This is a genomic window from Paenibacillus sp. FSL H3-0333, from assembly GCF_038002805.1.
Lineage (GTDB): Bacteria > Bacillota > Bacilli > Paenibacillales > Paenibacillaceae > Paenibacillus_AQ > Paenibacillus_AQ silagei.
In genome coordinates this window covers 5,259,532-5,274,291 of sequence record NZ_JBBODG010000001.1, presented here as the reverse complement: position 1 = coordinate 5,274,291, position 14,760 = coordinate 5,259,532, and the positions used below count along the sequence as shown (strand labels likewise).

The 14,760-nt window shown below is 52.3% G+C and carries 13 protein-coding genes; 12 read left to right on the top strand and 1 reads right to left on the bottom strand.

Translation table 11 applies throughout. The annotated features are described in order from the left end of the window. Nucleotides 1-88 precede the first annotated feature (88 nt). A complete protein-coding gene (locus MHH78_RS23715; protein ID WP_341169006.1) occupies nt 89-988 on the bottom strand; it encodes a LysR family transcriptional regulator in 900 nt (299 codons plus the stop codon). Nucleotides 989-1,117: 129 nt separating this feature from the next. On the opposite strand from MHH78_RS23715, the gene MHH78_RS23710 reads away from it, so the two are divergent. The 12 genes from MHH78_RS23710 to MHH78_RS23655 all read left to right on the top strand — a co-directional run bounded on the left by MHH78_RS23710 (nt 1,118) and on the right by MHH78_RS23655 (nt 14,758). Next, entirely contained in the window at nt 1,118-2,035 is a 918-nt protein-coding gene (locus tag MHH78_RS23710; protein WP_341169005.1) for an ACP S-malonyltransferase, read from the top strand. After that, a complete protein-coding gene (mdcA, locus tag MHH78_RS23705; protein WP_339313745.1) occupies nt 2,032-3,678 on the top strand; it encodes a malonate decarboxylase subunit alpha in 1,647 nt (548 codons plus the stop codon). The genes MHH78_RS23710 and mdcA overlap by 4 nt, the downstream gene beginning before the upstream one ends. A 4-nt stretch (nt 3,679-3,682) precedes the next feature. Beyond that, the gene (locus tag MHH78_RS23700) at nt 3,683-4,510 is read left to right on the top strand and encodes a triphosphoribosyl-dephospho-CoA synthase (protein ID WP_341169004.1); all 828 of its coding nucleotides are present in this window, start codon (nt 3,683-3,685) and stop codon (nt 4,508-4,510) included. Between the two features lie 78 nt (nt 4,511-4,588). Continuing rightward, nucleotides 4,589-4,888, top strand: a complete 300-nt coding sequence (locus tag MHH78_RS23695) for a malonate decarboxylase subunit delta (RefSeq protein ID WP_339314853.1) — start codon at nt 4,589-4,591, stop codon at nt 4,886-4,888. Then, nucleotides 4,878-6,551 carry a biotin-independent malonate decarboxylase subunit beta gene (gene mdcD / locus MHH78_RS23690; RefSeq protein ID WP_341169003.1) on the top strand — a complete coding sequence of 558 codons (1,674 nt, stop codon included), beginning with the start codon at nt 4,878-4,880 and terminating at the stop codon, nt 6,549-6,551. Before MHH78_RS23695 ends, mdcD begins: the two co-directional genes overlap by 11 nt. Then, the gene (locus MHH78_RS23685; protein ID WP_341169002.1) at nt 6,545-7,165 is read left to right on the top strand and encodes a malonate decarboxylase holo-ACP synthase; all 621 of its coding nucleotides are present in this window, start codon (nt 6,545-6,547) and stop codon (nt 7,163-7,165) included. Before mdcD ends, MHH78_RS23685 begins: the two co-directional genes overlap by 7 nt. 95 nt (nt 7,166-7,260) lie before the next feature. Beyond that, a complete protein-coding gene (locus MHH78_RS23680; RefSeq protein ID WP_341169001.1) occupies nt 7,261-8,370 on the top strand; it encodes an acyltransferase family protein in 1,110 nt (369 codons plus the stop codon). 626 nt (nt 8,371-8,996) lie between these two features. Then, nucleotides 8,997-10,223, top strand: a complete 1,227-nt coding sequence (locus MHH78_RS23675; RefSeq protein ID WP_341169000.1) for an MFS transporter — start codon at nt 8,997-8,999, stop codon at nt 10,221-10,223. 1 nt (nt 10,224) lies between these two features. Further along, nucleotides 10,225-11,313 carry an alkaline phosphatase family protein gene (locus MHH78_RS23670; protein ID WP_341168999.1) on the top strand — a complete coding sequence of 363 codons (1,089 nt, stop codon included), beginning with the start codon at nt 10,225-10,227 and terminating at the stop codon, nt 11,311-11,313. A 949-nt stretch (nt 11,314-12,262) separates the two neighbouring features. Continuing rightward, on the top strand, nt 12,263-13,006 hold the full coding sequence (locus tag MHH78_RS23665) for a metal ABC transporter ATP-binding protein (protein WP_340827797.1): 744 nt from the start codon (nt 12,263-12,265) through the stop codon (nt 13,004-13,006). After that, the gene (locus MHH78_RS23660; protein ID WP_036729903.1) at nt 12,999-13,841 is read left to right on the top strand and encodes a metal ABC transporter permease; all 843 of its coding nucleotides are present in this window, start codon (nt 12,999-13,001) and stop codon (nt 13,839-13,841) included. The genes MHH78_RS23665 and MHH78_RS23660 overlap by 8 nt, the downstream gene beginning before the upstream one ends. After that, the gene (locus MHH78_RS23655) at nt 13,838-14,758 is read left to right on the top strand and encodes a metal ABC transporter substrate-binding protein (RefSeq protein WP_340941656.1); all 921 of its coding nucleotides are present in this window, start codon (nt 13,838-13,840) and stop codon (nt 14,756-14,758) included. Before MHH78_RS23660 ends, MHH78_RS23655 begins: the two co-directional genes overlap by 4 nt. Nucleotides 14,759-14,760 lie beyond the last annotated feature (2 nt).

The following is a 14,760-nucleotide window of genomic DNA, read 5'->3' as shown; positions in this document are numbered from 1 at the left end:
TAGTGGATCGGCAGTACCCGCAGCTGGAAACAAATCCTCATGTTTATTGCTCCGGTCAAGTTCATCCTCACTATGCTGGTAATCACGTTTAATCCCCCTTCGATATTCGCTGCTCCGGGGACGAGCTGATATCTCTGAACAGCTGGATGATGAATTCGAAGAACGACTTCTCCGTGTCCGTGAACGGTTTCCCGGCAGACCAGGACAAATAGATGGTACGCATACAAAGTGGCTCGCTTATCGGAATTAACCTGATGTCCTCGGTGAGTACCTTATTCCACAGCACGGAAGGGATAAAAGAGATGCCGAGACCGGACTGAATTAATCCTCTTACCGTAGCCGGATCATCGCTCTCAAATACAATATCCGGATCATAAGAGAGATGGGCGAAGAAGCGGTCTGTAGTTCTGCGCAGTGCATTTCCGGTGGTCAGGCTGATGAATTTCTCATGTTCAAGATCTTTTAAGGCTACGGTACTGAAGGTACTAAGCGGGTGAGAGACAGGAACGCCAAGCAATATTTCTTCTTCTAACAGAACAATTTGCTCGCTGCCTTCGATGATCTCGGAGGTGATTGCGAAGTCGTAAGCGATACCTTTCCTAAATTGGGCCTGATGCTGGGTCAGGTTGAAACGGATATGCGGATAGCGCTCGCGGAATTGCCGCACGATGTTTGGCAGCAGCATGGAGCCTACAGCGATATAAAGAGTGATGATCTCAATCTTCACCTGCTTCATATCCTTGACCTCGGTAAGGCCCTGCTCCAGGGCATACATCGCCTGATCCACCCGCTTGAGAAATTTCTTCCCGTATGCGTTCAGTACAATATGCTTCCCCTCGCGGTCAAACAGCTTAGCGCCTAGCTCTGTCTCCAGATTTCTGATCATTTTGCTGAGCGCCGGCTGGGAAATAAACAGCTCACCCGCAGCCTTGGTTACGTTCTCATATTTCGCCGTGATTTGGAAATACTTAAGCTGCAGAAGTTCCATTGAACCTGGCTCCTTTATATAACCATCAGGTTATCAATAATATATGCATCTATGTATTGTACAGGGTTATGCCTGCTCTATACAATTGTAAATGTAACTAGCTCGAATCCGCACAAAGCTAAAGGTGGTGTGATTCTGAATATAGTATTTATGTTTCCGGGTCAAGGCTCACAAATTCCCGGTATGCTGCAAGACGTATCCGAGTATGTGAAAAAAGCAACAAGTGTCTTAGGGACAGAACCGCGCGATGATGCAGAGGCGCTGGCTTCAACCGTCTGGATTCAGACGGCGTTGTTCATTAAGGGAATCGCTGCGGCGGGCGGGCTGATGGAACAGGGTATTACCCCGCAATTCGTGGCAGGACATTCGATAGGCGCTTTTCCGGCAGCGGTAATTGCAGGGGCGCTCTCCTTCGAGGATGCGCTGCGAATCGTTTGGCGGCGGGCCAATCTGATGGATTCCTCCTACAACCGGGGCTATGGGATGGGAGTCATTATCGGCCTTACGCGAAATGAAGTGGAGCAAGCCGTTGCTCTGTCTCATACCCAGGAGGCGCCGGTGTATCTCTCCAATATGAATGCGGATCAGCAAATTGCGGTCTCAGGTTCACTTGCGGGAATCAGCCTTGCCTTTGAACATGCCAGAGCACTGGGAGCGGCTAAGACTATGCTGTTAAAGGTACCTATTCCCTCCCATTCTCCTCTGATGTTAAGTATATCCCAGGAGTTATCAGAATTAATCTCAAAGGTTCCGCTGCATGAGCCGAAGATTCCTTACTTATCCAACCATACGGGCAGGATCATCCGGGTCAAGGAGAAAATTGCCGAGGATCTGGCTCTAAATGTGGCTTATCCGGTGCGGTGGATGGACATGGCAAGTGTATGCATTGAAGCTGGAGCCGATTGTTTCATTGAAATGCCTCCCGGAAACACGCTGTCCCGTCTGGTGAAGCAAGCGCACCCGGATACCCGGCAGATTACCCTGGATGAGGTAGGACTTGAAGCAACGCAGTATTTAATCAAAAAATGGAAGGGGCAGGAAGAATGAATAAGGTGCAGCGTTCCTGGTCACAAAAACGCGATAAGAAGCTTGAGAAATTAACCAAGGTCCAGAAATGGCTGGATGGAAAATACGTCGATCCTTCGCGGATTGTCGAACTCATGGAGGCATTGATTGAGCCTGGCGCACGGGTAGTTCTGGAGGGGGATAATCAGAAGCAGGCATCGTTCCTGTCCCAGAAGCTTCTGGAGGTGGACCCGGCGAAGGTTCATGATCTGCACATGATTATGTCCAGCATCTCGAGACCCGAGCATCTGGATATCTTCGAGCGAGGCATAGCGGGCAAACTGGACTTCTCTTACTGCGGCTCCCAGAGCTTGCGTGTCGCCCAAATGATTGAGGATGGAACACTGAAGCTCGGTGACATTCATACGTATCTTGAATTATTCGGGCGCCTCTTCGTCGATCTGATCCCGGATGTGGTTCTGGTGGCTGCAGACAGGGCTGACCGCGAAGGCAATCTGTATACCGGGTACAATACGGAAGAAACGCCGACGATTGTGGAAGCCGCCGCCTTCAAGGACGGCCTGGTGATTGTACAGGTCAACGAAATTGTTGATGTGCTGCCAAGAACGGATATTCCGGCATCCTGGGTAGATATCATTGTTCAGGCGGATAAGCCCTATGCGCTGGAGGCGTTATTCACCCGTGACCCGCAGAACATCACAGAGCTGCAAATTCTGATGGGGATGATGGCGATTAAGGGCATCTACGGCAGACATCAGGTGCTGTCGCTTAACCACGGTATCGGATTCAATACCGCAGCCATAGAGCTGCTCTTGCCAACGTATGGAGAACAGCTTGGACTCAAGGGCAAAATTGCGAAGCATTGGGTGCTGAACCCGCATCCGACATTGATCCCCGCGATCGAAACCGGCTGGGTAGAGAGCATTCACAGCTTCGGCGGCGAAGTGGGGATGGAGAAATATATCTCAGCCCGCTCTGATGTGTTCTTTGTAGGTAAGGATGGCACGATGCGCTCCAACCGGGCAATGGGTCAGGTTGCCGGCCAGTTCGCTGTAGATATGTTCATCGGCTCGACTCTGCAGATGGACCCGATCGGCAATTCATCCACAGTAACTGCAGGCCGCCTGTCCGGCTTCGGCGGGGCGCCGAACATGGGGCATGATCCACGCGGACGCCGCCATGCCTCACCGGCTTGGCTGGATATGATTGAGCATCCGCATGAGCTGTCCAAAGGGCGCAAGCTGGTCGTTCAGATGATCGAGACTTATGGCGCCAACAAGAAGCCGGTCTTTGTGGATTCGCTGGATGCCATTAAGGTGAAGGATGAATCCGGTCTGGCAACTACGCCGGTGATGATCTATGGGGATGATGTTACTCACACCGTCACAGAAGAAGGCATTGCCTACTTGTACAAAACGGACAGTCTGGAGGAACGGAAGCAGGCGCTGGCTGCCATTGCCGGAGTTACACCGCTTGGCATGACAAGCAGTGAGCAGGATGTGACCGAGCTGCGCAGCAGAGGTATTATAGCTCTGCCAGAGGATCTCGGAATCATGCGCAGACAAGCCAAACGCTCCTTGCTGGCCGCACAGACGATTAATGATCTGGTGGATTGGTCGGGTGGCTTGTACCAGCCGCCGGCGAAGTTCCGGACCTGGTCTTAGGCTTATGTTAGCCGCAGCAAGTACAACGTTCGGAGCTGGTCTGGCCGCCAAAGCTGTGCAGGCTCTGGTCGAGGAGGCGCTGCTAACGCCGAAGCCTGGACTTGTCGATGCCAGGGACAGTGGCTCCCATACGGATATGTCCGTCGGGCTTATGCTGGCATCGGCTCATGCACTCGAAGGGACGTTTCAGAGAATTGCGGATGTCTCGTATCTCCATCCGGTGAATCAGTCCTTGCGTGAGAAGATTGCTGTCATCGGACGCGAAGGCGAACAGCATATGCTTGCTGCTACAGGCGGTGTGAACACGCATAAAGGGGCCATCTGGGCGCTCGGTCTGCTGACCAGTGTGCGTGCAGCTTGTCCCGGCGAACATGATCCGAACCGGATCATGAGCATCGCCGGACAGCTTGCCTCCTTTGAAGACCGCGATGTACCGCCCGGGTCTACCAACGGTCAGGCGGTTAAGCGGAAATACAAGATAGCTGGAGCCGCCGAGGAAGCACAGCGGGGATTCCCTCATATCAAAGAGGCTGCGCTGCCATCTTTACTCCGGGCCAGAGCCGCTGGAAAGACAGAGGAGGAAGCGCGGATTGAGGCCCTTCTCGCCTTGATGTCTTCCGTCGAAGACACCTGCATCCTGCACCGCGGAAGCTGGTCGGATCTGATAGTGATCCAGCAGTCGTCCAGAGCCTTCCTCCATGCAGGAGGCTTCAGTTCACAGACAGGCAGGGAAGTATTCTGCCGATTGTCTGAATACTGCCATACTAGAAGGCTTTCGCCTGGAGGCAGTGCTGATCTTCTCGCCGCGACATTGTTTCTAGATAGACGCTGAAACGGCACCGCCCTTATTTAAGACGGGCAAAGGCGTTTCTACTTGAATTATAAGAATTTTACGGAGGTGTTCCTGCAGATGGAGAAACTGCAATTTCAATATAGAACTACGAAGCCGATTGAGAAACCGGCGCATATCGGTGTTGTTGGATCAGGAGATCTGGAGATTATTATGGAACCGGCCGAAGGCGAATTCACTACCGTCAGTGTTCTTACAGGAAGCGATGGCTTTGGACAGGTATGGAATAACGTACTGGAGCGGTTCTTCACACGTTATCCGATTCACGCCAAGGTTACAGTACATGACTTCGGAGCTACTCCGGGAGTAGTGGCCTTAAGATTATCCCAGGTGCTGGAGGTGCTGGATTATGCAGAATAGTTTTGTAGAGTTGAATGGACGCGAACGTGCCAGAGCGCTGCTCGATCAAGGGACTTATCGTGAGCTGCTGGGCCCGCTCGACAAGATGGAATCCCCGCATCTTGAACCGCAGGGCATTGTCCCGCAGAGCGATGACGGAATTGTGCTGGTACTAGGCGAGCTCCGGGGACGGAAGGTGCTGGTCATTTCAATGGAGGGTGCCTTCCAGGGCGGAGGCATCGGGGAAGTCAGCGGAGCCAAAATTGCCGGTGCGCTGGAGCTGGCGCTGGAAGAGAACCTCAGAGGCAATAAGCTTTATCCGGTGATGATCTTTGATACCGGCGGCGTCCGGCTTCAGGAAGCGAACTATGGGCTGCTGTCGATCTCAGAGATCTGTACACAAATTGTGGCCCTGCGGAAGGTTATTCCGGTAGTGGGACTGATTCCCGGACGCGTCGGAGCCTTTGGCGGAATGTCGATTACGGCGGAGCTGTTCACGACCCTCATCGCTACCAAGAAAGCCCGACTCGGTCTGAACGGCCCTGAGGTTATCGAACAGGAAGCCGGGGTTATGGAGTTTGATGCCAGCGACAAGGCCCTGATCTGGAATACGATTGGCGCTAATCAGCGTTTGGTTACAGGTCTTGTAGATGAGGTTGTAGAAGATGCGACTGAAGCGGTCATTGCAGCTGTTCTTACAGCTCTGGAAGCACCAGTCAAGCCTGCTAGAACTGAGCAAGTAGAGTTCTATCTTAACCTGCTGAACCATCTGGATACTGAAGCGGAATGGACGCCTGAACGCTACCGGGAATTCTACAAGCAGCAGACAGCCGCTCCGCAGCCTGTTCCAATGGCTCGGGAGGGCTCGGCGGATGCTGCGGACGGCAGGGGATACCGCTGGTTCTCCCATCTGACAGGGATTGCCCATCCGGTCAGTGAGGTTCCTTCCGTACTTGCTGCCGACGTAGAGAAGAATGGGCAATTATGCAGGGTAATATCGGTCGTTCCTGATTCCGGCAGCCGTTTCAAGCGCGCCCGCGCTGGGGAGGTTGGTTTGCTGGAAGGCTGGACACTGGCCCAGATCGTAAGAGATGCCATCAAGCAAGACGAAGACAAAGAGCACAAACGCCCGATCATCGCTGTTATTGATGTGCCAAGTCAAGCCTATGGCTATAAGGAAGAGATGGTCGGCATCAGCCTGGCGCTTGCAGCCAGCACCGATGCGTACGCAACGGCAAGACTGAAGGGTCATCCGGTCATCGGCGTGATTGTCGGCAATGCGATCTCCGGAGCCTTCCTCTCCCACGGTCTTCAATCGAACCGGCTGATTGCACTTGATGACTCCAAGATCAATATTCAGGCGATGTCCAAGGCCTCCGCAGCACGAATCACGAAGCGGACCATTGAGGAGCTGGAGGAGGCAAGCAAGAAGGTTCCGGCTATGGCTTATGATGTGAACAGTTACAGCACGCTGGGTCCCCTGTATACACTGCTGTCCGGCATTGAGGCAGACGAACCTCAGGCAGGTGATATTGCTACCGTTGAGCAGACTATTGTTGAAGCGATTGGGTCCACCCAGGGAGCACCCCGTGACCTGAGCTTCCGCTTGCAGACGGACGAAGCTCTGGCCGGCGGCCGCTTGGCAACACTTAAAGTGCGCAGCTTGCTCAGGGAGCAATGGTAATCAGGACGCATGATCTAATTGAAGTCAGCAGTCTGTCCTGCCTGCGTTCCGAGGAGGTCCCGATGTGGGCAGCCGCCTCACTGAAGCAAACTCCCTTTGTAGTTGGCCGCAGGGCAGAGCCTCTCCAGGATGGCAGCATACCCGTAGGGATTCGGGGAACAGAGCGGAATCAGCGGCACGCAGCCTTCCTTGCTCCGCAGGGGATAGGGAGGAGCATTACACCTTATGAGATTACGGAACGGCGGATGTGGACGGCATTGTCTGCTGAAAGGCAAGGGCTGCCTGTCTCCAAGATCATGGATCGGGTAGCGGAGTTAATGAGAGACTGGCAATGGGGACCGACCGGCAGTGCGGGCTTCGAAATGGTTACAGGTTATCCTGCGATGAAGGAAACCAGCGACCTTGATGTTGTAATCAATACTCCGGTAGCTACCGATGGTAAGCAGGCGGAAATCCTGCTGTGCGGGCTGGATAAGCTCGGAGTCCGGATCGACATCCAGCTGGAGGCACCGGAAGGCGCCTACATCCTGCGTGAACTGGTCGGCAGACGGGCAGACACGGTAATGCTGCGGACTGCACAGGGTCCGAGGCTGGTCAGGAATCCGTGGCGGTAAGTGGATTCTATCAATGAGACTAAGGGAGGAAGTACTACCGTGGGGGAGGAAACCCGTCCTCCTCAGACGGTTACGTACAAATTATGGAGAATACAGTGGACTCACAACTTAATATTAACGAAAGCGATATACTCAAGGTGTTTGCCGTCAGTGGAGCCATTCTGCAAAGCGTACTGGGAATGTTCCTGAAGCATGCTCACAGCCATTCGGATATGGCCCTGCTGGCCGTAATTTACACTATGGTCAAATACACCGCGCCTGTCTTTATTTTCGCAATTGTATATGGAATGGTGAAAGGGAATCAGCATACGAAGCCGGGCCATTTTTACAAAGAGAAATTCAATGAACTGGTGATTCCGTATTTCCTGTGGGCCACAGCAAGCCTGATCTTTATTCCTGGGGTGCAGGTCAATCGGCATGCGACATCCTTCTGGACACTGATTGAATCTTACGTTGTCGGCAACGCTTCGCCCCAGTATTGGTATACGGTTATGATGCTGCAATTCCAAATGCTGATGCCGGTACTGATCTATATCTGCTACAAGTTCCTCTCCAAGCCGTCACGTGTGATCCCGCTGCTCGCTGTAAGCTTCATCATCTTTGGTGCGTGGCTGTGGATGTATGATACGTATGTGTTCCACGGTGCTTATGCCACCAGTCTGCGGTATCTGGACCGCGTGTTCGTCAGCTACTTTATTTATGCCCTGCTCGGCGGAATCGCCTGGGTGCATAAGGAGCAATTCGACGGAATACTCCGCCGCTTCCAGTTCATTCTTATTCCGGTCATGCTGCTGCTGCTCATATGGACCAACCGTGAATTCTTCAGCTTCGGATTCGAGGATATGAGCTTCGGCAATCTGATCTACCTGAAACCATCCATGACCCTGTACAGTCTGGTAGTCATCGCCCTTATTCACATGCTTGCCGGACATCTGATTCACAAGAACTCACGCGCGCTTCCGTTCTATAAATGGTTGTCCACGTATGCGTACCGCGCGTTTACAGCGAATGTGTTCATTCTATACTTCGTACTGAAGCTGTTTGGCGGTTTGGTTGACCAGTTGCCGTTCTTTGTAGCGCTGGTTCTGGTCTATCTGACGACAATTTCTTGCTCCTTCTGCATCGTTTATGCTTTTGCCAAAGCTTACGCCTGGATCAAGCGGACATTCAGGAAGGATGAGCTTGCTGTGCAAGCGGATCATTAAGGCTTGACATAGGAGAGGCCCATGCGATTATGCATGGGCCTCTTTGGAGTGCTGCCGGAGAACGTCGATAGCCGTGTCTGGGGTACCGGGGATAATGATAATTGTGAGAATGAAGTCCTTTCTGAGTAAGGGCGTATCTTTCTTTTCATAGAATCCTGCCCCAAATGCAACATTTCCCTCCTCATATCACCTCCAATCGAAAAATTGTTGTACAAAAGGCAGAATTCACCCCTTGTCCAAGCGGCTTAGCAGAATTATTCCTGCATTTTATGCAACAATCCATCTTAATACCTGATTATCAATGATTCTAAGTTGCAAAATCTACAACATTTATTTCTAAAGTATTTTTGCCATTCTGCATCTATCCAGTGAGTTATAGAAGGTGAACTTAAGAACCTAACCTAAAGCTTGGTCGTCACTGCGATCAATATTTGGACTTCCGGCCGCTGCTGGCCTTAGATTTCTTATATAGACCTATATTCTTTTACTCTATCCCTTGGGAATTCAGGTTATAATGACCATGTGCATTGCAATGCACGTGATTCTGTGATTTTACACCCCATTAACATCCTTAATATGTTGGCGTGATATAACTGAAACAATCGGTTATAAGAGGAGAAGATGAGATGAAGCTAAGTAAAGAGGAGAGATCGTGGATTCTGTACGACTGCGGAAATTCCGCTTATTCGATGGCCGTGACTACGGCGCTGCTGCCGATTATCTTCGGGATGTTCGATAATGTGGGCAGCAGCATGGACCTGGGGTACTTCAACTCCATCGCCAGTATTCTGGTCGCGGTCCTCAGCCCGATTCTGGGCACGATTGCCGATTATAAGGACCGGAAGAAGCGTTTTTTTATTTTTTTCGCTGCGCTTGGTATCCTTGCAACCGCCTCCCTGGCCTTCGTGTCCCCGGACAGCGGTCAATGGCAGCTGCTCATCGCCTTTTACATTCTGTCAGCGGTCGGCTTCGCCGGGTCCAACATCTTCTACGATTCCTTCCTGGTGGATATTACGGAGGATGAACGGATGGACAAGGTGTCAACCCGGGGGTTCGCCTACGGCTATATCTTCAGTTGTATTCCGTTCGGCATCAGTCTGCTGCTGATCTTCCTGCTGGGGATGGACAAGGCCATCGGCTACCAGATCGGGTTCATCATTACGGCGCTCTGGTGGGGGCTGCTTACGGTGCCAATGATCCGCGATGTGAAGCAGAGATATTATATCGAGCCTGAGCCGAAGCCTGTTTCCAAGAGCTTCCAGCGTATCGCTGCCACCTTCAGGAATATCCGCCAGCACCGAATCGTCTTTGTGTTCCTGCTCGCCTACTTCTTCTATATTGACGGAGTGGATACGATTATCAAAATGGTCGTTCCCTACGCCACCTCCGTCCTCGGCACAGATGCCCTGGATACCTTCACGCTGCTGGGAATTCTGCTCATCATCCAGATTATTGCCTTTCCCTGCGCGATTCTCTATGGCAATCTGGCCAAAACCTACTCCGCCCGGAATCTGATTATTGCCGGGATCTTCACCTACGTTATTTCTTGTATCGCAGCGTTCTTCATTAGCTCGGTATGGCATATTTTCCTGCTGGGTGCGCTGATCGGCTCGGCACAGGGCGGTATTCAGGCGCTTAGCCGGTCCTATTTCGCCAAAATCATCCCGAAGGAGAATTCCAACGAATTCTTCGGGTTCTATAATATTTTCGGCAAGTTCGCGGCGATTCTCGGCCCTGCCTTAATGTCTCTGACCACTACCTTGATCGGGGATGCCCGCTACAGTATTTTGTCAATTATTCCGCTCTTTCTGATCGGCTTCTTCATCTTCATCACATTGCCAAAGGGGACATAGTATGGAATCTACTGGACTGCAACCGCCACCACCCTCGGCAGCCAAGCATCTGATCGTCATTTCCTATGATGCCTTCTCTGAAGATCACTGGGAGATGGCCAGCCGCCTGCCCAATCTGTCCAAGCTGATCACCAGCGGTGCCTACAGCAACCGTCTCAGAAGTGTCTATCCCACGCTCACTTACGTGGTACATACGACCATCGCTACCGGCGTCTACCCGGATAAACACGGCATCTATCACAACAATCCGCTGCAGCCGTTCGTGCCGGAGGAGGAGCAGCGCTGGTTCTGGTTCCGGGAGGCGGTCCAGGTGCCAACGATCTATGATGCCGCGCGTAAGGCGGGGCTGAGTACGGCGGGACTGCTCTGGCCGGTAAGCGGCAAGTCCTCGATTCAGTATAATATCCCGGAGATCCGTGCGCTAAAAGGAGAGAATCAGGCGCTCAAGATACTGCGAAGCGGCAGTCCCCTGTACTGCGCCCGGCTGGAGCTGAAATACGGACGGATCAGGCAGGGCATTGCCCAGCCGCAGCTCGATAACTTCACCACGAAATGCGCCGCCGATACAATTAAGCGGCATAAGCCGAACCTGCTCATGATGCATCTAATCGACCTGGATGACACCAAGCATATGTACGGCACAGATAGCGGGGAAGTAGACGATGTCATCCTGCGGATGGACAACCGGCTGGGTGAGATCATGCAGGCGGTAGAGGATGCCGGAATCCGGGAGGAGACGGTGATTATGGTACTGGGTGACCACGGTCAGTTCAACGTGCGCTACAAGGTGCATTTGAACAACCTTTTGCAGGCTAAGGGGCTGATCTATGACAAGGACGGCGTGATGCAGTGGCGGGCTTACTTCCAGAGCGGCGGCGGTTCAGCTTATCTGCATGTGCAGCCCGGAGATGAGGAAGCGCAGCGGCTGGCCTTGGCGGTGGTGGATGAATATAGGCGTGACGGTGCACCGGGAATTGAGAGTGTATATACGGAAGAGTCGCTGAAGCAGCTCCACGCCAGCCCGGTGGCAAAAGTCATGCTTGAAGCACAGCGGGGCTACAGCTTCATGAGGCGCTGGCGGACACGCTGATTACCGATCTGCAGGCTGAAGGCATACGCTATGCTACGCATGGCTACTCGCCGGATGCAAGCGGGTACCGCTGCAATCTCGTCATCGCAGGGGCTGGGATCAAGCAGAGCTGCCCCATCGGTGACCTGGAGATGGTCGACATCGCCCCGACGATGGGACGGATTCTGGGGATGGAGTTCGGGCCGGGGGACGGGCGGGTGCTGGAGGAGATTTTTGAGGCATAGCTAGGGGAATAGTAGTAGTAGGAATGCTAATAGAGCAACTTCCATCGGTCTGATCAGGATGTCCGCGCACGCGGCCGCCGGGTTAGGCTTTTTTGTTGATAGGGTGGGTGAACAGGAGGATAGCTTGCTTATGCGGAGGTGTGGAGCGGGTGAACGTAAGCTGGATGTAGGCGAAAAAGCGAACACAATTTACTTGTTGGTGGGTGCAAGGGCAGAATGAATGCGGAAAAGCACACAATGTGCGCGCCGAGGTAGAGTGGCGTTTACCTTAGGAATTAGGTGGATTTCCTCCACTTGCTGATGAACGAATGAGCGCTTCCCGGACAACAGTTGTATAAACAACACTTAATTTCAGCCCATTCAGCCGCAGAAGCCCAAACAAACTAATTTTGTTGTACTATTTCCACTTGTTTCCTTAAGGTTGCCTGATGTGGGCTAATTAAGATACGTTTTTCCACCTGTTTGCCGCTAAGAGGGAGGCGCTGCCTCTGAACGTTAACCAACGCCAAAACTGTAATTAAAATTTAAATTACCGTTGACAATTTGCCTATGATCAAATATATTATCCATAAGAATAAAAGTTTCCTTAAGGAAACATATATGCAGATGAGAAACAATAGACACATTAATAGGCCATATAGTTTGAACTGAATAATTCAAGTTGCGGCCAATCCCAAAACCTAAAAAGACTAGATAGACCAAATAAGAGACGGGGTGCTGACATGATTCAGATTAAAGGTTTAAATGTTGATTATTTCGGCCATTCGGCGCTGGAAGGAGTGACGCTCGATATTCCCTTCGGGCATTCGGTAGGCATTATCGGGCCCAATGGCGCCGGTAAATCCACATTCATTAAGGCGCTGCTGGACGTGATCAAGAAGAGAAGCGGAACGGTGAAGGCAGAGGGGAAGGACATCGCCCTGTACAGACGGAATATCGCCTACGTGCCGCAGAAGAACGATATTGACCTGACTTTTCCCATTACAGTGAAGGATACGGTGCTGACCGGAACTTATCCGAACCTGAAGCTGTTCCGGCGTCCGGGCAAGAAGGAGCGGAATATTGCGGAGCGCAGTATGGCGATGGTGGAGATCGGTGACCTTGCGGATAAGCAGATCAGCAATTTGTCCGGCGGGCAGCTGCAGCGGGTGTTTATCGCCCGGGCGCTGGCCCAGGAGGCCAGTGTGTTTTTCCTGGATGAGCCGTTTGTGGGCATTGATATGGTCAGCGAGCGCATCATTGTGAACCTGTTCAAGCAGCTCCGCGAGGAAGGCAAGACCATCCTGGTGGTGCATCATGATCTGCATGAGGTCGAAGAATATTTTGACAAAATCATTCTGCTCAACAAGCAGCTAATCGCCTTCGGAGATGTGCAGGATACCTTCACCACGGAGAATATCCGCAGAGCCTACGGTACCTCCTTGGGCAATGTAATGATCCAGGGGGCAGGAGGTGCCGCTCATGCTTGAGTCCCTATCCAGCCTGCTGAATATTCCAGTGTACGCCATTAACGCCGGGCTATCTGCGATTATCCTCGGGATTGTCTCGGGGGCGCTAGGCAGCTTCATCGTTCTGCGCAAAATGTCGCTGATGGGCGATGCCTTATCTCACGCGGTGCTTCCGGGCGTCGCCCTGTCTTATATTCTGGGCATTAACATCCTGCTGGGTGCTTCGTTATTTGGCCTGTTAGCCGCTATTCTCATTCAATTCATCACCAGCCGCAGCAATATTAAGAGCGATACCTCCATCGGCATCATTCTCAGCTCCTTCTTTGCACTCGGCATTGTCTTGATTACATTCGCCCGCAGCGGGCTGGATCTCACTCATATTCTGTTCGGCAACATTCTGGCCGTTCCGCAATCCGAGCTGCTGCAATCCTTCATCATCATGCTGGCGGTGCTTGCCATTATTACACTGCTGTACAAAGAACTGCTGATCAGCTCATTCGATCCGGTGGTAGCGAAGGCATACGGGCTGAAGACCGGCTTCTATCATTATCTGCTGATGATGCTGCTCTCCGTAGTGACGGTCTCCTCCTTGTCCCAGGTTGGGATTGTGCTGGTCATCGCTATGCTGGTCATCCCGGCAGCCACCTCGTATCTGTGGTCTAATTCCTTACTGCATATGATCGTTTTAGCCTCTGCAGTAGGGGCAGCCTCGGGGATCATCGGCGTATACGTGAGCTTCCGCTACAATCTGCCGACAAGTGCAACAATCGTGCTGGTAGGCGTCACCCTGTTCAGCATTTCATTCATCATATCGCCCAAAAATAATTTTCTGCGGAAAGGATTGAAGCAAGCATGAGACTGTTCAAAATACTATCGGCATCCGTACTCCTTCTACTACTAGCAGCATGTTCCAACACCAGTAAGGGGGGAGCGGATGACGGTAAGCTGGAGATCGTGGCCACGTATTCGATTATTGCCGACATGACCCGGAATATCACCGGAGATAAAGCGGAGGTCTACAGCATGGTGCCTATCGGCACAGACCCGCATATGTATGATCCGCTGCCCGCAGATACAGGCAAGGTGTCGAGTGCGGACCTTATTTTCTATAACGGCTTGAATCTGGAGACCGGGAAGGGCTGGTTCCAGGATCTGCTCAAGGTGACGAAAAAGGAAGCGGCCGCGTTTGCCGTCTCTGAAGAGGTTGCGCCGATGTACCTAACCGAGAAGGGGAAGGAATCCCAGGTTGACCCTCATGCCTGGCTGGATATACAAAATGCGGTCAAGTATGTGGACGTTATTACCGCGCGTGTGATCGAACGGGACCCGGACAACAAGCAGTATTATCTGGATAACCAGACCGCATATGTGAAGGAGCTGACGGAGCTGGATCAGTATGCCAAGGAAGCTGTGAGCAAGGTCCCGCAGGAGAAGCGCGTTCTGGTGACCAGTGAAGGGGCCTTCAAATACTTTTCCAAGGCCTATGGCTTCGAGTCCGCCTTCATCTGGGAGATCAACACGGACAGCCAGGGAACACCGGAGCAGATGAACCGGATTATCGGCATTATCAAGGAGAAGCAGATTCCGGCGTTATTCCTGGAGACGAGCGTCAACCCCAAGACAATGGAGACCATATCCCGCGAGACCGGGGTGCCGGTGCACTCCAAGATTTTCACGGATTCTCTGGCTAAGGAAGGCGAAGACGGCGACACCTATCTGAAGATGATCAAGTGGAATATCGATCAGGTGATTGAGGGCTTATCGAAGGAATAGGC